At 66.2% G+C, this 20,518-nt stretch carries 19 protein-coding genes; 12 read left to right on the top strand and 7 right to left on the bottom strand.

The window, feature by feature from the left end:
* The 4 genes from C3B61_RS05585 to C3B61_RS05570 all read left to right on the top strand — a co-directional run bounded on the left by C3B61_RS05585 (position 1) and on the right by C3B61_RS05570 (position 2,855).
* On the top strand, positions 1–1,215 hold the full coding sequence (locus C3B61_RS05585; RefSeq protein ID WP_088456247.1) for a phosphoglycerate kinase: 1,215 nt from the start codon (positions 1–3) through the stop codon (positions 1,213–1,215).
* Positions 1,206–1,997, top strand: a complete 792-nt coding sequence (tpiA, locus tag C3B61_RS05580; RefSeq protein WP_088456246.1) for a triose-phosphate isomerase — start codon at positions 1,206–1,208, stop codon at positions 1,995–1,997. The genes C3B61_RS05585 and tpiA overlap by 10 nt, the downstream gene beginning before the upstream one ends.
* A gap of 115 nt (positions 1,998–2,112) precedes the next feature.
* On the top strand, positions 2,113–2,364 hold the full coding sequence (gene secG / locus C3B61_RS05575) for a preprotein translocase subunit SecG (RefSeq protein WP_066595498.1): 252 nt from the start codon (positions 2,113–2,115) through the stop codon (positions 2,362–2,364).
* A 122-nt stretch (positions 2,365–2,486) separates the two neighbouring features.
* Positions 2,487–2,855, top strand: a complete 369-nt coding sequence (locus C3B61_RS05570; protein ID WP_066595496.1) for an RNA polymerase-binding protein RbpA — start codon at positions 2,487–2,489, stop codon at positions 2,853–2,855.
* A gap of 63 nt (positions 2,856–2,918) precedes the next feature.
* Here the strand turns inward: C3B61_RS05570 and pgl are convergent, their stop codons facing one another.
* The 6 genes from pgl to tkt are packed head-to-tail and all read right to left on the bottom strand — an operon-like array spanning position 2,919 to position 11,081.
* The gene (pgl, locus tag C3B61_RS05565; protein ID WP_103459816.1) at positions 2,919–3,689 is read right to left on the bottom strand and encodes a 6-phosphogluconolactonase; all 771 of its coding nucleotides are present in this window, start codon (positions 3,687–3,689) and stop codon (positions 2,919–2,921) included.
* A complete protein-coding gene (locus C3B61_RS05560; RefSeq protein WP_088456244.1) occupies positions 3,686–4,645 on the bottom strand; it encodes a glucose-6-phosphate dehydrogenase assembly protein OpcA in 960 nt (319 codons plus the stop codon). Before C3B61_RS05560 ends, pgl begins: the two co-directional genes overlap by 4 nt.
* Positions 4,642–6,183, bottom strand: a complete 1,542-nt coding sequence (gene zwf / locus C3B61_RS05555) for a glucose-6-phosphate dehydrogenase (protein ID WP_088456243.1) — start codon at positions 6,181–6,183, stop codon at positions 4,642–4,644. Before zwf ends, C3B61_RS05560 begins: the two co-directional genes overlap by 4 nt.
* A gap of 44 nt (positions 6,184–6,227) precedes the next feature.
* Complete coding sequence (locus tag C3B61_RS05550; protein ID WP_103459815.1) at positions 6,228–7,835, bottom strand: glucose-6-phosphate isomerase; 1,608 nt, start codon at positions 7,833–7,835, stop codon at positions 6,228–6,230.
* Entirely contained in the window at positions 7,832–8,944 is a 1,113-nt protein-coding gene (tal, locus tag C3B61_RS05545; protein WP_103459814.1) for a transaldolase, read from the bottom strand. Before tal ends, C3B61_RS05550 begins: the two co-directional genes overlap by 4 nt.
* A 43-nt stretch (positions 8,945–8,987) precedes the next feature.
* On the bottom strand, positions 8,988–11,081 hold the full coding sequence (gene tkt, locus C3B61_RS05540; protein ID WP_088456240.1) for a transketolase: 2,094 nt from the start codon (positions 11,079–11,081) through the stop codon (positions 8,988–8,990).
* Positions 11,082–11,375: 294 nt separating this feature from the next.
* Between tkt and C3B61_RS05535 the strand changes: the two genes are divergently transcribed.
* Complete coding sequence (locus C3B61_RS05535; RefSeq protein WP_103459813.1) at positions 11,376–12,299, top strand: heme o synthase; 924 nt, start codon at positions 11,376–11,378, stop codon at positions 12,297–12,299.
* A gap of 236 nt (positions 12,300–12,535) precedes the next feature.
* On the opposite strand, the gene C3B61_RS05530 is transcribed toward C3B61_RS05535, so the two are convergent.
* Positions 12,536–13,477 carry a COX15/CtaA family protein gene (locus C3B61_RS05530; protein ID WP_103459812.1) on the bottom strand — a complete coding sequence of 314 codons (942 nt, stop codon included), beginning with the start codon at positions 13,475–13,477 and terminating at the stop codon, positions 12,536–12,538.
* A gap of 285 nt (positions 13,478–13,762) precedes the next feature.
* Between C3B61_RS05530 and sufB the strand changes: the two genes are divergently transcribed.
* The 7 genes from sufB to C3B61_RS05495 all read left to right on the top strand — a co-directional run bounded on the left by sufB (position 13,763) and on the right by C3B61_RS05495 (position 20,461).
* The gene (gene sufB, locus C3B61_RS05525) at positions 13,763–15,181 is read left to right on the top strand and encodes a Fe-S cluster assembly protein SufB (protein ID WP_088456237.1); all 1,419 of its coding nucleotides are present in this window, start codon (positions 13,763–13,765) and stop codon (positions 15,179–15,181) included.
* Complete coding sequence (sufD, locus tag C3B61_RS05520) at positions 15,182–16,408, top strand: Fe-S cluster assembly protein SufD (protein ID WP_103459811.1); 1,227 nt, start codon at positions 15,182–15,184, stop codon at positions 16,406–16,408.
* A gap of 2 nt (positions 16,409–16,410) precedes the next feature.
* Positions 16,411–16,737 carry a non-heme iron oxygenase ferredoxin subunit gene (locus C3B61_RS05515; protein WP_088456235.1) on the top strand — a complete coding sequence of 109 codons (327 nt, stop codon included), beginning with the start codon at positions 16,411–16,413 and terminating at the stop codon, positions 16,735–16,737.
* An 84-nt stretch (positions 16,738–16,821) separates the two neighbouring features.
* Complete coding sequence (gene sufC / locus C3B61_RS05510) at positions 16,822–17,586, top strand: Fe-S cluster assembly ATPase SufC (RefSeq protein ID WP_088456234.1); 765 nt, start codon at positions 16,822–16,824, stop codon at positions 17,584–17,586.
* A 4-nt stretch (positions 17,587–17,590) separates the two neighbouring features.
* On the top strand, positions 17,591–17,920 hold the full coding sequence (locus C3B61_RS05505) for a metal-sulfur cluster assembly factor (RefSeq protein WP_088456233.1): 330 nt from the start codon (positions 17,591–17,593) through the stop codon (positions 17,918–17,920).
* Positions 17,921–18,091: 171 nt separating this feature from the next.
* A complete protein-coding gene (locus C3B61_RS05500; protein ID WP_165791123.1) occupies positions 18,092–18,742 on the top strand; it encodes a TetR/AcrR family transcriptional regulator in 651 nt (216 codons plus the stop codon).
* A gap of 120 nt (positions 18,743–18,862) precedes the next feature.
* A complete protein-coding gene (locus C3B61_RS05495) occupies positions 18,863–20,461 on the top strand; it encodes an ABC-F family ATP-binding cassette domain-containing protein (RefSeq protein WP_088456231.1) in 1,599 nt (532 codons plus the stop codon).
* The last annotated feature ends 57 nt before the right edge of the window (positions 20,462–20,518 follow it).

Here is a 20,518-nt window from a genome sequence, read left to right as displayed (position 1 = left end):
GTGACGCTTCGCACTATCGAATCGCTGGGATCGCTCCACGGCAAGCGCGTCATCGTTCGGTGTGATCTGAACGTTCCGTTGAAGGACGGTCAGATCACCGACGATGGCCGCGTGCGGGCGTCCCTGCCCACCCTCAAGGCTCTGGTCGAGCAGGGTGCCCGTCTGGTGATCGTTTCTCACCTCGGGCGCCCTGACGGCCAGGTCAACCCCAAGTACAGCCTGGCGCCCGTTGCGGCGCGTCTGGCCGAACTGATCGGTTCCCCGGTGGCGTTCGCCACCGACACCGTCGGAGAATCTGCCCAGGCCGCGGTCGCGGCTCTGACAGACGGTGACATCGTCGTACTGGAGAACCTGCGCTTCAACGCGGGCGAAACCAGCAAGGTCGAAACCGAGCGGGTGGCCTTCGCCACCGAGCTCTCGGCGCTCGGCGATGCCCTGGTCTCCGACGGCTTCGGCGTCGTCCACCGCAAGCAGGCCAGCGTCTTCGACCTGGCCCAGATCCTGCCGAGCGCGGCCGGCCTGCTCATCGCAGCAGAGCTCGACGTACTCGACCGCCTCACCGAGAAGCCCGAGGCGCCGTACACGGTGATCCTCGGCGGCTCGAAGGTGTCGGACAAGCTCGGGGTCATCGGCCACCTGCTGCCGCGGGTGAACTCGCTCCTGATCGGCGGCGGCATGCTGTTCACCTTCCTCGCGGCCCAAGGCCACAAGGTCGGCGCCAGCCTGCTCGAGGTCGACCAGATCGAGACCGTTCGCGGTTACCTCGCCGAGGCCGACCGTCTCGGTGTGAAGATCGTCCTGCCGACCGACGTCGTCGTCGCCTCCAAGTTCGGGGCAGACGCCGAGTACGTCACCACGCCGGCCGATCAGATCGAGGACACCCCGTTCGGCGCTGCCGGACTGGGCCTGGACATCGGACCCGACACCGCGGCCGCATTCGCTGCAATCATCCGGGTGTCGAAGACCGTGTTCTGGAACGGCCCGATGGGCGTTTTCGAACTGGCACCCTTCGCGGACGGCACCCGCACGGTTGCCGCCGCACTCACCGAGGTCAATGGGCTCAGCGTTGTCGGCGGAGGAGACTCCGCCGCTGCCGTGCGCATCCTCGGTTTCAACGATGACCAGTTCGGTCATATTTCTACCGGCGGTGGCGCCAGCCTCGAGTTCCTCGAGGGTAAGCGACTGCCAGGACTGGAGGTCCTCGGATGGCAGTAAACACGCGTGTTCCCCTGATTGCAGGAAACTGGAAGATGAACCTGGACCACCTCCAGGCCATCGCCTTCGTGCAGAAGCTGGCGTGGAGCCTCAAGGACGCCGGACACGACTTCACCTCCACCGAGGTCGCCGTGTTCCCGCCGTTCACCGACCTGCGCAGCGTGCAGACGCTGGTCGCAGCGGACAAGCTGCCCCTGGCCTACGGCGGACAGGACGTCTCCACTCAGGAGTCCGGCGCGTACACCGGCGAGATCTCGGCCGCCTTCCTGGCCGCGCTTGAATGCCAGTACGTGCTGATCGGCCACTCTGAGCGACGCACCCTGCACAACGAGACCGACGAGGTCGTCGCCGCCAAGGTGACCGCCGCGTTGAAGCACAACCTGGTTCCCATCATCTGCGTCGGCGAAACCGCCGCAGACCTGGAACTGCACGGTCCCAGCGCCGTTCCGGTCGCACAGCTCAAGGCTGCGCTTGCCGGAGTAGACAACGCCGCGGACATCGTCGTGGCGTACGAACCGGTTTGGGCCATCGGCTCCGGCCAGGCGGCAACGCCTGACCAGGCAGAACAGGTTGCTGCCGCGCTGCGGCTGACTCTGGCCGAGGTGCTCGGCCAGGACGTCGCCGACAAGACCCGGATCCTCTACGGGGGTTCGGTCAAGGGCGTCAACATCGCCGGCTTCATGAAGGAACCGAACGTTGACGGAGCACTGGTGGGAGGCGCGAGCCTGGACATCACCGAGTTCTCCAGCATCGTTCGCTTCCAGAAGCACGTCGGACTGTAAAGTGGGCCCGTCGTACCCCCTCCGGGGGGTGCGGCGGGTTTTGTTTGCCGTCAGGCTATAATTGCCAGTGGTCTTGGTGGAGCTCTAGCGCCCATCGTTTTGTGAAAGGTTTCGCGTGGAGATTCTCCAGGTTGTATTGCAGGTTTTGCTCGGCATCACGAGCCTCCTGCTCACCATGCTCATTTTGCTCCACAAGGGGCGCGGTGGGGGTCTATCCGACATGTTCGGCGGTGGGGTCACCTCGAACCTCGGGGCCTCCGGCGTTGCGGAACGTAACCTCAACCGCATCACCATCATCCTGGCCGTACTGTGGATTTCCTGCATCGTCGTGCTGGGCTTGATCACCAAATTCGATACCGGCGCCTAACGACGTCGTAGCGTCGCGGGACCCCACCCGCGACGCCAACCGTATCCGGTCACCCACGGCGGGACCGGAACGCAGCAGTACAACCCGAACACGCCGAACAGTTTTTAAAGCGGAGGAACACAATGGCATCTGGTGGAAGCGCAATTCGCGGCTCGCGAGTCGGAGCCGGCCCCATGGGCGAGCAGGACCGTGGTTTTCACGCTGATCGCATCCGCGTCTCCTACTGGGACGCACTCGGCAACGAGACCGTTCGGTACTTCGCCGCGAACCTGCCTGACGAAGAGATCCCCGACACCATCGATTGCCCGTCGTCGGGACTCCCCGCCGGTCGCGACAAAGAGAACCCGCCGTCGGTGGTCAAGCTGGAACCGTACAAGACGCACCTGGCCTACGTGAAGGAACGCCGCACCGAAGAGGAAGCGGAATCCCTCCTGGAGGAGGCTCTCCAGCAGCTTCGGGTGCGTCGCGGGAAGCTCAGCGCCACCAACTAGCTGACACAAGAAAAAGCGCATCGGTTCCGAGGAACCGATGCGCTTTTTCAGTGTCTGACGGGCTCAGTGCGGCTGAGCGATCAGGTTCTCCGGAACCTCCGCGGCGGCCTCGCCGTCGACGAAGAAATCGGTGTAGTGGCGACCGCGGATGCCGGCGACGGGCACCTCGTCACGACTCGCGCCGGCCAGCGCCAGGCCGAGCGCCGACGCCTTGTCGGTGCCGGACACAACGAGCCAGATGCGCTCGGACGAGTTGATCACCCATCGGGTGAGGCTGAGCCGCTCCGAAGGGGGCTTGGGGGAGTTCAGCACCGCGATGACCGTGAGGTCGTTCTCCCGGATACCCTGCATGTGCGGGAAAAGCGACGCGATGTGGCCGTCAGGCCCGACCCCGAGGAAGGTGACGTCGAACTGGGGCACCAAAGAATCCGGTGCCGCCTTGGTCTTGAGCTCGGCCGCGTAACGATCGGCGGCGGCATCCAGGTCCAGGCCCTCATCCGACGCCGGGAACGAGTGCACGTTCGCTGCGGGGATGTCGATATGGTCCAGCAATGCCGCACGCGCCTGTACCTCGTTGCGGTCGGCGTGCGTGCGCGGAACCCAGCGCTCGTCGCCCCACCAGAAGTCGATCTTGGCCCAGTCCACGCTGTCGCGGTCGGGGGAGGCGTTGATGGCTTCGAGCACACCGGTTCCGACGGTTCCGCCGGTCAGGACCACGTGGGCGTGTCCCTGCTCGTGCGGGATGTCGGCCATCTTGGTGATGAATCGGGCGGCGACCGAGTCGATCAGGGCCGACTTGTCGGCGTGTACGAGCACGCGCCTGTCGTGTGTCATGAGTGGTCTCCGGTCGATGTGGTGGGACCCGCCAGTTGGGGCAGGCCGCGGGTGATGACCTCGCCGTACAGTTCGTCGGGGTCGAGGCGGCGCAGCTCGTCGCTCAGGCAGTCGCGCAGGCTGCGGCGCTTGAGGGTCAGGTCCTGCACGGGCTGGCCGGACTGCGTGAGGGTGGCGATGCCGGGGACCTCGCGCTCGAGCGAGATCACCCCGGACGCCCGGGTGAGGTGCACGCCGTGGATGCCGTTCGCGTGCTGGCCCGACGTGAGTTCGTAGTCGACCGGCACCTGCAGCTGCAGCTGCAACCAGGCCGCGAGCAGGGTGGTGGAGGGGGAGTCCAGCGCACCGCTGACGGACACGGCGGTGATGGACTCGTACGGCGGCTGGTCCAACACCGCGGCGAGCTGAGCACGCCACAGGGTCAACCGCGTCCAGGCGAAGTCGGTGTCACCCGGCCGGTAGGTGGAACAGATGCGCGTGAGAGCGGCCTGCGGGTCGGGCTGAGCGGACGCGTCGGTGATTCGCCGGTAGGCGATGCGTCCCAACGGCGACTCGGCGGGCACCGCAGGGGCCTCGCCGGGCCACCAGGCCACGACGGGGGCGTCGGGCAGCAGGAGTCCGGTGACGAGGCTCTCCGGGTCGCTGGCGGCGTCACCGTAGGCGCGCAGCACGATGACCTCGCTCGCGCCGGCGTCTCCGCCGACCCGGATCTCAGCGTCCACCCTGGGTTCGTGCGCTGCGGTGCCCTCTGCCTGGGTGGAGAGCACGATGACCCGCATCGGGTGCTCACGAGACGCATCGTTCGCGGCCTCGATGGCATCTTCCTCGTGGCCGAGCTCGGCCGCGATGATGAGGGTGAGCACCCGGCCGAGGGCGACAGCGCCGCCCTCTTCCCTGATGCGCACCAGGGCCTTGGAGATCTTGGCCGTGGTGGTGTCCGGCAGATCGACGATCATGGGCGTCTCCAGTTCCGGCCGTCTCGTGACAGCAGTTCGTCGGCTGATGCGGGCCCCCAGGTTCCGGGTCGGTATTGTTCCGGCTGGCCCTGGGTGGTCCAGAATTCTTCGATCGGGTCGAGAATCTTCCAGGACAACTCGACTTCCTCGTGGCGGGGGAAGAGCGGCGGGTCGCCCAGCAACACGTCCAGGATCAGACGTTCGTAAGCCTCGGGGCTGGCTTCGGTGAACGCGTGACCGTAGCCGAAGTCCATAGTCACGTCGCGCACTTGCATGCCGACACCGGGAACCTTAGAGCCGAACCGGATCGTGACGCCCTCATCGGGCTGGACCCTGATGACCAGGGCGTTCTCGCCCAGTGCGGCCGTCTGGCTCTTCTCGAAGAGGTACTGCGGTGCCCGCTTGAAGACAACGGCGATCTCGGTGACCCGGCGGCCGAGGCGCTTGCCGGCGCGGAGATAAAACGGCACACCCGACCAACGCCGGGTGTCGATCTCGAGGCGCAGAGCGGCGTAGGTTTCGGTCAGCGACTCGGGGTTCATGCCGTCTTCCTCGAGGAACCCGAGGATCTTCTCGCCACCCTGCCAGCCGCCGGCGTACTGGCCACGGGCGGTCCCCGTTGCCAGGTCTTCCGGCAGGCGCACGGAGGCGAGGACTTTTTCTTTCTCGGTGCGCAGGTCGGCGGCGTCGAAGGAGATGGGCTCCTCCATCGCGGTGAGCGCCAACAGCTGCAGCAGGTGGTTCTGGATGACGTCGCGGGCGGCGCCGATTCCGTCGTAGTAGCCGGCACGTCCGCCGACGCCGATGTCTTCGGCCATGGTGATCTGCACGTGGTCGACGTAGTTGGCGTTCCAGATCGGTTCGTACAACTGGTTCGCGAAGCGCAGCGCCAGAATGTTCTGCACCGTCTCCTTGCCCAGGTAGTGGTCGATGCGGAACACCGAATCGGCCGGGAAGACCGACTCGACGACGTCGTTGAGCTCGCGAGCCGTTTTGAGGTCGCTACCGAACGGCTTCTCGATGACGACACGTCGCCATTGACCGTTCTTCTGCTCCGCCAGGCCGGACCTGCGCAGCTGCTCGGTCACCTGGGGGAACGCCTTCGGGGGGATCGACAGGTAGAACGCATGGTTGCCCATGGTTCCCCGCTCGCGGTCGAGCTCCTCAATGGTTTCCTTGAGGAGCTCGAACGCGGCGTCGTCGTCGAAGGTGCCAGGCACGAAGCGGATGCCCTCGGCCAACTGGGCCCAGACATCCTCGTGGAACTCGGTGCGTGCGTACTCCTTGACAGAGTCGTGCACCACCTGCATGAAGTCCTGGTTGTCCCAATCCCGGCGGGCGAACCCGACGAGGGCGAACCCCGGCGGCAAAAGCCCCCGGTTGGCCAGGTCATAGACGGCGGGCATGAGTTTCTTCCGCGACAGGTCTCCGGTAACGCCGAAGATGACGAGGCTGGAGGGCCCCGCGATCCGGTTCAGGCGATAGTCGGAGGGCGAACGCAACGGATTGAACTCCGGGGTGATTTCCACCGGGGACATGCAGCTCCTTCGAGGATTTATGCGGTACGGCGCGAAGACGTGACTTAGCGGAGCGCGTTGAACAGCGTGCTGATGTTCGCGGCCGGGTCGGTCAACGTCAGGGTGAGCACGGGGCGGCCCTTGTCGGCGAGGACGCTGGCGTCGCCACCGGCCTGAGCCTGGATGAGCTCACCGAACGTGAACGGACGGTCAGGGATGTCGAGGTCCTCAGCGGGCGTGCTGAGGATCTGCAGGAACACACCGGTGGGGGTGCCACCCTTGTGGAACTGACCGGTGGAGTGCAGGAACCGGGGTCCCCAGCCGAACGTGACCGGGCGCTTGGACAGCGTAGCGAGCAGACCACGCAGCTCGGCGAGCTGGGGGAGCGCCAGACGGTCCACGTAGGCCTGCACGGCGACGTACCCGTCGGGGCCGAGTTCCTCGAGCAGCGCGTCGATGGCGCTGGCCAAGTCGCTCGCGGCACCGATCACGTGGGGCGTGCCGCGAACCTCGATGCCGTCGGAGATGAACGCCGCGGGTTCGGGCTCCGGACGCGAGTCCAGGAGGCCCCGGGTCGCAATCTTGGCGGATTCGACGTCCGGCTGGTCGAACGGGTTGATCCCGAGCAACCGGCCGGCGATGACCGTTGCGTATTCCCAGACCAGGAACTGCGCGCCGAGGGTTCCGCTGACGCGGATCTCGTCTGCACCGTCGTGGTCGACGAAGACCTCGTCACCGGCATCCGCCACAACGCGCACGATCTGCACGTCGGGCAGCGCCGCGGTGAGCTCCGGTGCGTCAAGATCGAGCACGACGGGCAGGATGCCGGTACCGATCTTGCCGGTCGACTCGGCGATGAGCTGTTCGGCCCAGTCGGCGAAACCCACGATGTGGGTGCCGTCGGCAACGATGGCCAGCTTGTCCCGGCGGGGACTGGTCGAGGCGATGGCCGCACCGAGGATCAGCCCGGGGTTGTCCACGGAGTCGACCGCCAGCGCCAACGAGACCGCTTCGGCCTCGTCGAGCAGCTGTCCGATGTCGACGCCGGCCAGACCGGACGGCACCAGGCCGAACGCGGTCAGCGCCGAGAAACGACCGCCGACCGTCGGGTCGGCGTTGAAAACGCGGTAGCCGGCCTCGGTCGCGGACGCCTCGAGAGGCGAGCCGGGATCGGTGACCACGATGATGCGGTCAACGGGGTCGATACCGAGGTCCCGGAATGCGCGTTCGAAGACACGGCGCTGGCTGTCGGTCTCGACGGTCCCGCCCGACTTGGATGACACCACGAGGGCGGTCGACTCCAGTCGGTCGTTGAGGGCCGCGAGCACCTGGCCGGGGTCGGTGGCGTCGAGCACGGTCAGGTCCACGCCGGTGGTGAGCGTGATGACCTCTGGTGCGAGCGACGAACCGCCCATGCCGGCCAGCGCGATGTGGCTGACACCCTTGGCGTGCAGTTCCTCGCGCAGGGCGAGGACCTCGGCGACGAGGGGACGCGAGGTCACGACGGACTCGGTCCAACCGAGCCGCTTGCCGGCTTCTTCTTCGGCCTCCGGACCCCACAGGGCGGGGTCCAGTGACGTGATGCCGGAGGCGACGAGGTCGGCCACGAGGGTCGGCACCACGGTGCGCACGGCCTCCGCGGCCGCGCCGCTCACCGAGATGTGGAAGCTCACTTGGCGGCCTCGAGTGCTGCAGTGACGGTGTCCAGCAGTTCGTTCCAGGAGATGATGAACTTCGAGACGCCTTCCTCTTCGAGGACGCGGGTTACGTCGTCGTAGGAGACACCCTGCGCGGCGATGGCGTCCAGGACGGCGTTGGCTGCCTCGTAGGCGCCGGTGACGGCGCCTTCGACGATGACACCGTGGTCGAAGGTGGCCTCGAGGGTCTTCTCCGGCATGGTGTTGACGACCTCGGGGGCGACCAGTTCGGTCACGTAGAGGGTGTCGGGCAGGTCGGCCGACTTGACGCCGGTGGATGCCCAGAGCGGACGCTGCTTGTTGGCGCCGGCCGCGAGGAGCCCGGAGGCACGCTCGGTCGTGAAGGACTGCTCGAAGACCTGGTAGGCCAGCTGGGCGTTGGCGACGCCGGCCTTGCTCTGCAGGGCGAGGGCCTCATCGGTGCCGACGGCCGCGAGGCGCTTGTCGATCTCGGTGTCGACACGCGACACGAAGAAGGACGCCACGGAGTGGATCGTCGACAGGTCGATGCCGGCAGCCTTGGCCTTCTCCAGGCCGCTGAGGTACGCGTTGATGACAGCGCGGTACCGCTCGAGGCTGAAGATCAGGGTGACGTTGACGCTGATGCCCAGGGCAATGGTCTCGGTGATCGCCTCGAGGCCCTCGATGGTCGCGGGGATCTTGATCATCGCGTTCGGACGGTTGACCTTGTTCCAGAGCTGCTGAGCCTGGGCGAGGGTCTTCTCGGCGTCGTGGGCGAAGCCGGGCTCGACCTCGATCGAGACGCGGCCGTCGAAGCCCTTGGTGGCGTCGTAGATCGGGCGGAAGATGTCGCAGGCTGCGGCGACGTCATCCGTGGTGATCTCGAACACGGCGTCGGTGACGGTGGTGCCGGCGGCGGCCAGCGTGGCCACCTGGGAGGCGTACGCCTCGCCCTTGCTCAGCGCGCCGGCGAAGATCGTCGGGTTGGTGGTGACGCCGACGACGTTCTTTTCGGCGATGAGCGTCTTCAGTCCGCCGGACTGGATGCGCTGGCGGGACAGGTCGTCCAGCCAGATGCTGACGCCGGCGGCCGAGAGTGCGGCGGTGGGGGTGGTTTCAGTCATGAAAATCAAATCTCCTTGAATGCTGCGCTAATGGGTGTCGCGCTCAGAGCGCGGCGAGGGATTCTTTGGCGGCGGCGACGACGGCTTCGGTGGTGATGCCGAATTCGCGGAACAGGGTCTTGTAGTCGGCCGAGGCACCGAAGTGCTCGATCGAGACGCTGCGGCCGCGGTCACCGACGTACTTGTGCCAGGTCAACGCGATTCCGGCCTCAACCGAAACCCGGGCGGTGATCGCCTTGGGCAGAACGGATTCGCGGTATTCGGCGGACTGCTCCTCGAACCATTCCAGGCTCGGTACCGAGACGACCCGTGCGTTGATGCCGTCAGCCTTCAACGCTTCGCGGGCAGCGACGGCGAGCTGTACCTCGGAACCGGTGGCGATCAGGATGACATCGGGGGTGCCGTTCGGGGCTTCGGCGAGCACGTAAGCGCCCTTGGCGACGTTCTTGGCCGAGGCGAAGGTGTCGCCGGTTGCGTCACCGTCTCCGCGCTCGAAGACCGGGATGTTCTGGCGGGTCAGGACGATGCCGGCCGGGCCGTTGCGACGCTCGAGGATCGTCTTCCAGGCCCAGGACACCTCGTTGGCGTCGCCGGGGCGCACCACGTCGAGTCCGGGGATGGCGCGAAGTGACGCGAGCTGTTCAATCGGCTGGTGGGTGGGGCCGTCCTCGCCGAGGGCGACGGAGTCGTGGGTCCAGACGAAGATCGACGGCGCCTTCATGAGTGCGGCCAGACGCACGGCGGGGCGCATGTAGTCGCTGAAGATCAGGAACGTGCCACCGAACGGGCGGGTGTTTCCGTGCAGCACGATGCCGTTGAGGATCGCGGCCATCGCGTGCTCACGGATGCCGAAGTGCAGGACGCGGCCGTACGGGTTGCCCGTCCACTCACCCGTGGAGTGCTCGCTCGGAATGAACGAGGCGGAGTTGCTGATGGTGGTGTTGTTCGACTCGGCGAGGTCGGCGGAGCCGCCCCACAGCTCGGGGATGACCGGGCCGAGTGCGTTGAGCACCTTGCCGGACGACGCGCGGGTGGAGACCTCGGTGCCGGCCTCGAAGACGGGCAGGGCCGCCTCGACACCGTCGGGCAGGTCGCCGGAGAGGATGCGGTCGAGCAGGATCTTGCGCTCCGGGTTCGCTGCGGCCCACGCGTCGAAGCGCACGGTCCACTCGGCGTGCTGCTCTGCACCACGGTCGAGGGCCTTGCGGGTGTGTGCGATGACCTCGTCGGACACCTCGAAGGTCTTCTCGGGGTCGAAGCCGAGGATTTCCTTCACGCCGGCGAGTTCCTCGGCGCCGAGGGCGGAGCCGTGGATCTTGCCGGTGTTCTGCTTCTTCGGGCTCGGCCAGCCGATGATGGTCTTGAGGATGATCAGCGACGGCTTGTCGGTGACGGCCTTGGCCGCCTCGATGGCGTCGTTGAGAGCGGCGACGTCTTCGACGTATTCGCCGGTCTTCTTCCAGTCCACCGTCTGCACGTGCCAGTGGTAGGCGTCGTAGCGGGCCGCGACATCCTCGGTGAAGGCGATGTTGGTGTCGTCCTCGATCGAGATCTGGTTGGAGTCGTAGATCGCGATGAGGTTGCCGAGCTGCTGGTGACCGGCGAGCGAGGACGCTTCGGCGGTGATGCCCTCCTGCAGGTCGCCGTCGCCGGCGATGACATAGACGAACTGGTCGAACGGGCTGGTGCCGGCCGCGGCCTCGGGGTCGAACAGGCCGCGTTCAAAACGCGAGGCGTAGGCGAAGCCCACGGCGGAGGCGAGCCCCTGGCCGAGCGGACCCGTGGTGATCTCGACGCCGTCGGTGTGGCCGTACTCGGGGTGGCCGGGGGTCTTGGAGCCCCAGGTGCGCAGGGCCTTGAGGTCGTCGAGCTCGAGGCCATAGCCGCCGAGGTACAACTGCACGTACTGGGTGAGTGAGCTGTGGCCGACCGAGAGGACGAACCGGTCGCGGCCGATCCACTCGTTGTCAGCGGGATCGCGACGCATGACCTTCTGGAACAGCAGGTACGCGGCCGGGGCAAGGCTCATGGCGGTACCCGGGTGGCCGTTCCCGACCTTTTCCACGGCGTCGGCCGCGAGGATGCGGGCGGTGTCAACTGCCCTGTTGTCGATGGAATCCCACTGCAATGCTGCCACGTGAACTGACCCTTCTGAATCCGTCAAGGCGGCACGCTCATTTTCCCGCGCCGCTGGAGAGTAATTGCCCGCCGACGTCGTTATCGGCATCGAGGTGCGCAAGAGAGTGCCCGTTTCAGGTGGCTCACGGATGCATGCACCTTAGATTGGCGAGCCATTCAAGTATACGGACCCCGGCTTGGTGACGTTGTTTCGCGAGCATTGCGGCGATGTCGCACTGAAGACCCGGGCGTGAGAGACGGCAGGATGATCTAGAATTGCGGCAATATGCGAAGCGCACGAGAAGCACCCGAGATGGCCGAGAACCCCCGTGAACAGGGGGTGACGGATCGTAACGAACGGATCCGGAACACCATCCGTGCGTACATTTCGTTGACCAAGCCTCGCGTCGTCGAATTATTACTCGTCGTGACGGCCCCGACGATGATCCTGGCAACCGGGGGCATCCCGGACCTGTGGCTGGTGCTCGCCACCCTCATCGGCGGTGCGCTCAGCGCGGGCTCGGCCGGTGCGTTCAACTGTTACCTCGACCGTGACATCGACCGCCTGATGAACCGCACCAAGGGCCGTCCGCTGGTCACCGGCGAACTCACCGACCGGCAGGCCCTGGTGTTCGCCTGGGTGCTCGGCGGCATCTCGATCGCCTGGCTGGCCCTGTTCACCAACTGGGTCGCCGCGGCGCTGTCACTGGGCGCCATCCTGCTCTACGTGGTCTTCTACACGATGATCCTCAAGCGCCGCACCGCGCAGAACATCGTCTGGGGCGGTGTCGCCGGCTGCATGCCCGTGCTGATCGGCTGGGCCGCCGTGACCGGCGACCTGTCCTGGCCGCCGTTCATCCTGTTCATGATCATCTTCCTCTGGACACCGCCGCACTACTGGCCGCTGTCAATGAAGTACCGCGACGACTACCAGGCCGCCGGGGTGCCCATGCTGTCAGTGGTGCGCGGACGCGCGCAGGTTGGCCTGCAGGTCATCCTGTACGCCTGGGCCACCGTCGCGTGTTCGCTGCTGCTGGTGCCCATCGCCGGAATGGGACTGCTCTACACCCTGGTAGCGGTCGGTTCGGGTGCCTGGTTCATCTACGAGACCCACCGCCTCTACAACCTCGCCATCCGCCACGAGCACGTGTCGCCGATGCGGGTGTTCCACGGTTCGATCGCGTACCTCACCCTGGTCTTCGTCGCCGTGGGCGTCGACCCGCTGCTGCCCTTCTAAGCGGGCCCAGCTCCGAGCCGGGCCACGCGCTCTCTTGGGGCACGCCGGCCTGGGGCACGCCGGCCGCGAAAGCGGGCATGTGGCTGCTTCGAGCACGCCGAGGTGACCCTTTCACCGCTCTCGCGGGATGGGCTGGCCGCGAAAGCGGGGATGTGGCTGCTTCGAGCACGCCGAGGTGACCGCTTCACGCTCTCGAGAGGGTCCCGGAGCGCAGGGGAGCGCATGAGCGGCGCGGGTCAGCGGGCGAGGGACTCCGCGGGAGCCTTCGGCGCCGGGGGAGCGTCCGACACCACGGGCTGCTTGAGGTTCAGCACCACGGCGGTCATCGCCGACGCGAGCACGCAGGCCAGCACCATGTGGATGCCGACGAGGATGGCGGGCAGGCCGAGGTTCGCCTGGATGAGGCCGACGGCGGTCTGGGCGATCTCGACCGCCAGGAGCAGCACGACCCAGCGGCGCACCGGAAGGCGGCGGGTGACGGCCCAGACGACGAGGACGACGGTCAGGGCCACGGTGACGTAAGCGGGCCAGCTGTGCACGTGCTGCAGCAGCTCCGAGTCCAGGCCGTTGCGGGGCGCGTCGGCGTCGCCGGCGTGCGGCCCGGAGCCGGTGGTGAGGATGCCGACGGCAATGGTGACCGCCACGGCGAAGCTGGTGAGGTGCGTCACGATCAGGAATCCGAGCGGGACCACCCGCTCGCGCGGCCCCGGCGTGGTGTACAGCCTGTAGACGAAGGCCGTGCAGAGGCCGACCAGGCCGACGGAGATCACGAAGTGCAACCCGACCACGTACGGGTTCAGCTGGGTGAGCACGCTGATTCCGCCGATGACGGCCTGGGCCGGGATGCCCAGACCGGCCAGCAGGGTGAGCCGGAACAGATCCGGGCGGCTGCGTCGCATCCGCAGCACGGCAACGAACGCGGCGATCGCCACGAGGCCGAGTAGAACACCCAGCAGTCGGTTGCCGAACTCGATCACACCGTGAATGCCCATCTCGGGCGTGTTCACGATCGAGTCGGCGGTGCACTTGGGCCAGGTGGGGCAGCCGAGGCCGGAGCTGGTGAGGCGGACGAGCCCACCGGTGCCGACCAGGAAGATCTGCGCGGCGAGGTACACCCAGCCGAGCACCCTCAGGCGACGGTCCACTTGGGTGGGCAACCACTCGATAATCCGGTTCACGGGTTCTGCTCCCTGCTGGTGCGCGCGTATGTGAATACGCCGGGTCGCACTACTAATACGATCACTAGCCTGTAGAATTAGGTGTTTCACGGGCTCCGTGCGCGCGACGTTCACTCGTCCAACGCCGCACGACCGGCCCTGTTCATCTTAGGTACGCAACATAGCCATCCACACAACTCACGCGCGGACCGCCGTGCACGTCCGACCAAACGGTCGGCCGATGCGCTCGGTACGGGAATGACCGGACTGATATCCGGGTTGATGTGGGTAGGAGAAGAGGTAAAGATGTCTGACGTATTGCTGAACCGACCCGAGCTTGACGGGCTGGGGGTCTACGAATTCGGCTGGTCCGATTCCGACGCTGCCGGCGCCTCCGCCCGCCGCGGTATCTCGCCCGAGGTTGTCACCGACATCTCGAACCTCAAGCAGGAACCGGCCTGGATGCTGGAACGCCGGCTGAAGGCCCTGGCCCTCTTCGAGCGCAAGCCCATGCCGACCTGGGGAGCAGACCTCTCCGAGATCGACTTCGACAACATCAAGTACTTCGTGCGGTCGACCGAGAAGCAGGCCCAGACGTGGGAAGACCTGCCCGACGACATCAAGAACACCTACGAGAAGCTCGGCATCCCCGAAGCCGAACGCATGCGCCTGGTCTCCGGCGTCGCCGCCCAGTACGAGTCCGAAGTGGTCTACCACCAGATCAACGAGGAACTCGAAGCCCAGGGCGTCATCTTCATGGACACCGACACCGCGCTCAAGGAACACCCGGAGTTCTTCGAGGAGTACTTCGGCAGTGTCATCCCGTCCGGTGACAACAAGTTCGCCGCGCTGAACACCTCCGTGTGGTCCGGCGGCTCGTTCGTCTACGTGCCGCCCGGCGTGCACGTTGAGATCCCGCTGCAGGCCTACTTCCGGATCAACACCGAGAACATGGGCCAGTTCGAGCGCACGCTGATCATTGCCGACGAGGGCAGCTACGTGCACTACATCGAAGGCTGCACCGCCCCGATCTACAAGTCGGACTCGCTGCACTCCGCCGTGGTGGAGATCATCGTCAAGAAGAACGCCCGCGTTCGCTACACGACGATCCAGAACTGGTCGAACAACGTCTACAACCTGGTCACCAAGCGCGCCACAGCCGCCGAGGGCGCCACCATGGAGTGGATCGACGGCAACATCGGCTCCAAGGTCACCATGAAGTACCCGTCGATCTACCTGATGGGGGAGCACGCCAAGGGCGAGACCCTGTCCGTCGCCTTCGCCGGCCCCGGCCAGCACCAGGACGCCGGCGCCAAGATGATCCACATGGCCCCGTACACCCAGTCCTCGATCGTCTCCAAGTCGATCGCCCGCGGCGGCGGCCGCGCCGGATACCGCGGAGAGGTGCGCGTGGATGCCACGGCGCACCACTCCGCCAACACCGTGCGGTGCGATGCCCTGCTGGTCGACACCCAGTCCCGCTCGGACACCTACCCGGCCATCGACATCCGGGTCGACGACGTTCAGCTCGGCCACGAGGCCACGGTCTCGCGAGTCAGCGAAGAACAGCTTTTCTACCTGATGAGCCGCGGCATGCCCGAAGACGAAGCCATGGCCATGATCGTGCGCGGCTTCATCGAACCGATCGCCAGGGAGCTCCCGATGGAGTACGCCCTCGAACTCAACAAGCTCATTGAAATGGGCATGGAAGGATCCGTCGGCTAAATGTCCGCCGCCTCGACTTCAACAGCCCCCACGTCCTCACCTACCTCGTCAGAGGCTCTGCCCACCGCGGAACAGCACGGCATCAAGGAGCACTCGGACGGCCGCTTCGGCTTCGTCCCCGTGCAGACCAGATCCGCCAGGTTCAAGAGCTTCGACGTCGCCGACTTCCCCGCCGTCACCGGCAGGGAAGCGGTCTGGAAACTCTCTCCGGTCGCCAAGTTCACGGACCTGACCGGCGGGGTTCTGGACGGCTCGGCCTATGACATCGACACGGCGTCGCACGCCGACGTCGACGTCTCCTGGGTCGACCGCACGGATTCCCGCATCGGCACCGCCGGCGCGCCGGAAGAACGCGCCGCCGCCAACGCCTGGAGCGCCTTCGAGAAGGCCCTGGCCATCACCGTCAGCGGCGAGGAAGCCAAGGAGATCACGCTCACCCGGGCGAACCTCGGCTCCGCGCCCCGTGCCGCGCACACCATCATCGAGGCCCGGCCGTTCAGCCAGGCCGTCGTGATCCTGCAGAACACCGGCGACGCCCGCATCTCCGAGAACGTCGAGATCATCGTGGGCGAATCCGCGAACCTCACGGTCGTCACCGTGCAGGAGTGGAACGCCGACGCCGTACAGCTGGCCAACCACTTCGCCACCATCGGCCGCGACGCCCGCCTCAAGCACGTCGTCGTCTCCCTCGGCGGCGGCATCGTGCGGGTCAACCCGTCGGTCCACCTCGCCGGTCAGGGCAGCGACACCGAGCTGTTCGGCCTCTACTTCGCCGACGCAGGACAGCACCTCGAGCAGCAGGTGTACGTCAACCACGACGCACCGAACAGCCGCAGCCGGGTCACCTACAAGGGCGCCCTGCAGGGCGCCGGCGCCCGAACCGTGTGGATCGGCGACGTGCTGATCGGCCGCACCGCGCCGGGCACCGACAGCTACGAGCAGAACCGCAACCTGGTCCTCACCGAAGGCACCAGGGCGGACTCCATCCCCAACCTGGAGATCGAGACCGGCGACATCCTCGGTGCCGGTCACGCCAGCGCGACGGGTCGCTTCGACGACGAGCAGCTCTTCTACCTGCAGTCCCGGGGCATCGGAGAAATCGAGGCACGACGCCTCGTCGTCCGCGGCTTCCTCAGCGAAATCGTGCAGCACATCGGATCGAAGCCGCTCGAGGAGCGCCTGCAGGGCGCCATCGAAGACGAGCTCCGCGGAACAGAAGGCAACTGAACATGGCGTCCACCAAGATTTGTGCACTCGACGAACTCGAACCCAACGAGGCCATCAAGGTTGAGATCGGCGGCGTGAACATCGCCGTCGTCCGTGACTCCCACGGCGCCGTCTTCGCCATCGGGGACACCTGCACCCACGGCGACATCTCGCTGTCGGAGGGTTTCGTTGAGGGCGACACCCTGGAATGCTGGGCGCACGGCTCGAAGTTCTCCCTGCAGACCGGGCGTCCACTGACCCTGCCGGCCTACGAGCCCGTTCCCGTCTACAAGGTCGACCTGATCGACGGCGACGTCTTCATCGATCCTCTGGTCACCATCGCCGTTTGATGCGCCCCGCCGAATAGGCACAGCCGCACCCGGCCCCACACACTGAAGCCCGCACCACGCGGACAACGAAAGAGATACTGAAAAATGTCTGTTCTTGAGATCAAAGACCTGCACGTCAGCGTCGAGACCGACCAGGGCACCAAGCAGATCCTGCGCGGCGTCAACCTCACCATCAACGAGGGCGAGATCCACGCGATCATGGGACCGAACGGTTCCGGCAAGTCCACCCTGGCGTACACGATCGCCGGTCACCCGAAGTACCACGTCGACAGCGGGTCGATCCTGCTCGACGGCGCCGAGGTGCTCACAATGACGGTCGACGAACGCGCCCGCGCGGGCCTCTTCCTGGCCATGCAGTACCCCGTCGAGATTCCGGGCGTCACGGTGACCAACTTCCTCCGCACGGCCAAGACCGCCATCGACGGCGAGGCGCCGGCGATCCGCACCTGGATCAAGGATGTCCGCGAGTCGATGGCCAAGCTGCGCATGGACAAGAGCTTCGCCGAGCGCAACGTCAACGAGGGCTTCTCCGGCGGCGAGAAGAAGCGCAACGAAATCCTGCAGCTCGAACTGCTCAAGCCCAAGTTCGCCGTCCTCGACGAGACCGACTCGGGCCTCGACGTCGACGCCCTGAAGATCGTGTCGGAGGGCGTGAACCGCGCCAAGGAGAACACCGGCCTCGGTCTGCTCCTGATCACGCACTACACGCGCATCCTGCGGTACATCAAGCCTGATTTTGTGCACGTGTTCGTTGACGGACGGATCGCCGAGCAGGGTGGCCCGGAGCTTGCCGACCGTTTGGAAGACGAAGGCTACGATCGCTTCCTCGCCGAGACGCCCGTAGGCTAGAGCCATGGTTTCGACACTCACCCCGGCGCGCTTCGACGAGATCGAAGAGGCCCTCAAGGACGTCATGGACCCGGAGCTCGGCATCAATGTCGTGGACCTCGGGCTCATCTACGACCTCGGTTGGGACGACGAGAATGATGCGCTCATCATCCACATGACTCTCACCTCGGCCGGCTGCCCGCTCACCGATGTGCTCGAGGAACAGACCGCAGAGGCGCTGGACGGCGTCGTGGAGCAGTTCCGTATCAACTGGGTGTGGATGCCGCCGTGGGGTCCGGAGAAGATCACCGACGACGGCCGCGACATGATGCGAGCCCTGGGCTTCGCGATCTGACCGACCTCAGCACCCGCACTACCTGTCCCGCGCCGGGACGGATGCCACCGCATCCGTGACCCGGCGCGGTTCGTGCGTTAACCAGCGTCGCCGCGCAATCCAGGGGGCTGGTGCCGCGCCGAATCGGTCTTTGGAACATCATGCCAAAGAATGGAGGGGTATTCTATTCTGATGGAAACCCCACGCACACGCAGCCAAATCCGCCGAGACCTTCAGACGGCGGGCACCCGGGGGGATATCGTCAAGGCCGCGGCCGACCTGATGCGGGAACACGGCTATGCGGGCACGTCGATCGCTGCCATCGCCGAACGCGGTGGCGTGGCCGTCCAAACCATCTACAACACCGTCGGCTCAAAGGTGGATGTGCTTGCCGCGGTTCTCGCCGCGGCCAATACCGCATCAAGAGCCGCCGGACGTTCCGTGGCCGAGCTCGCCGCCGGCATCAGCGGGGCCGCAACGCCGGCCGCGGCCGTCGGGGCCTTGGCGGGCTGGATCGCGGCCGACAACGAACGGGCGGCGCCCCTCTACCGGGTGGTGAACGAGGCCGCCGGAACCGACCCTGAAATCCACGAACTCGAAGTCACCATGGCCGCCCGGAGTCTGCACGCCTACGCCGAAGCCGTCGGTGCCCTCCGCGCGCAGTTGGGCCTGCGGTCCGGCCTGAGCGACCACGAGGCGGCGACGTCGATCTGGGCGCTCGGTCACCCTCAGGTGTTTCACACCCTGGTTGTCGGGCTGGGCTGGTCGCGGGAAACCTACACGGCCTGGCTGCGATCCGCGCTGCCCGGAGTGCTGCCGAGCGGGCGGTTGCCGGCCCGGTAAACCCGCCTCGGCAGTATCGGTTCCGACACTTCGGCTCAGAAACGGCGCGCGAGCAAATATACTGGTGCATTGGCCACGTTCGGCCGTCTCCCACGACTCCCCTCTGAATGGACTATTGCTGTGCTCAGTGTGCAAGATCTCGAAATCCGAGTTGGGGCGCGCGTCCTCATGGAGGACGTGAGCTTCCGGGTGTCCGCCGGCGACAAGATCGGCCTGGTCGGCCGGAACGGCGCAGGCAAGACCACGCTGACGAAGACCCTGGCGGGGGAGACTATGCCGACCAAGGGCAAGATCGAGCGGTCAGGTGAGATCGGGTACCTGCCGCAGGACCCCCGCTCCGGCGACCCCGACATGCTCGCGCGCACCCGCATCCTCGATGCCCGTGGGCTCGGCACCATCTCGCTCGGTCTCACCCAGGCCGGCATCGAGATGGGCTCGACCGACAGCAAGACCAGCGAACGGGCGATGAAGCGCTACGGCACCCTCACGGACGAGTTCAACGCGCTCGGCGGCTACGCGGCGGAGGCCGAAGCGGCGTCGATCGCCAGCAACCTGAACCTGCCCGACCGGATCCTCGACCAGCCACTGCGCACCCTCTCCGGTGGCCAGCGCCGTCGTATCGAACTGGCCCGCATCCTCTTCTCCGCTGCCGAGACCATGATCCTCGACGAGCCCACTAACCACCTGGACGCCGATTCAGTGGTGTGGCTGCGCGAGTTCGTGAAGAACTACCGTGGCGGCTGCATCATCATCAGCCACGACATCGAACTCGTCGGCGACACCGTCAACCGGGTGTTCTACCTCGATGCCAACCGTATGGTCATCGACATCTACAACATGAACTGGAAGAACTACCAGCGCCAGCGCGTCGCCGACGCCGACCGTCGTAAAAAGGAACGCGCCAACGCCGAAAAGAAGGCGTCGACCCTGCAGCTGCAGGCCGCCAAGTTCGGCGCCAAGGCCAGCAAGGCCGCCGCCGCGCACCAGATGGTTGCCCGCGCCGAGAAGCTGCTCTCCGGCCTCGACGCCGTGCGCGCAGTCGACAGGGTCGCCAAGCTGCGCTTCCCCGAGCCTGCCCCGTGCGGTCGTACCCCGCTGATGGCTACCGACCTCTCGAAGAGCTACGGCTCGTTGGAGATCTTCGCGGCCGTCGACCTCGCCATCGACCGTGGTTCCAAAGTTGTCATCCTGGGCCTCAACGGTGCCGGTAAGACGACCCTGCTGCGGATGCTCGCCGGCGTGGACAAGCCCGACACCGGCGAAATCGTGCCAGGTCACGGCCTGCGGATCGGTTACTTCGCCCAGGAACACGAGACCATCGACGTGAAGCGCAGCGTGCTGCAGAACATGATCTCCTCCTCCCCGAACATCACCGAGATGGAAGCCCGGCGGGTGCTCGGTTCGTTCCTGTTCACCGGCGACGACTCGCACAAGCCTGCCGGGGTTCTCTCCGGCGGAGAGAAGACCCGTCTGGCCCTGGCCATGATCGTGGTCTCCGGCGCCAACGTGCTGCTGCTCGACGAACCCACCAACAACCTGGACCCGGCCAGCCGTGAAGAGATCCTGGATGCCCTGGCGCACTTCACCGGCGCTGTGGTGTTGGTCAGCCACGATGAGGGTGCTGTTGAGGCGCTGAACCCCGAGCGGGTGCTCATCATGCCCGACGGCACGGAGGACCACTGGAACAAGGACTACCTGGACCTGATCACGCTGGCCTGATGCAGCACAAGAAAACCCGCCGTCCCTCACGGGGCGGCGGGTTTTTTCGTTTCCCGG

Source organism: Cryobacterium zongtaii (genome assembly GCF_002909375.1).
GTDB lineage: Bacteria > Actinomycetota > Actinomycetes > Actinomycetales > Microbacteriaceae > Cryobacterium > Cryobacterium zongtaii.
Note: the sequence above shows the minus strand (reverse complement) of the source record. Positions and strands in the feature narration are given on the sequence as shown.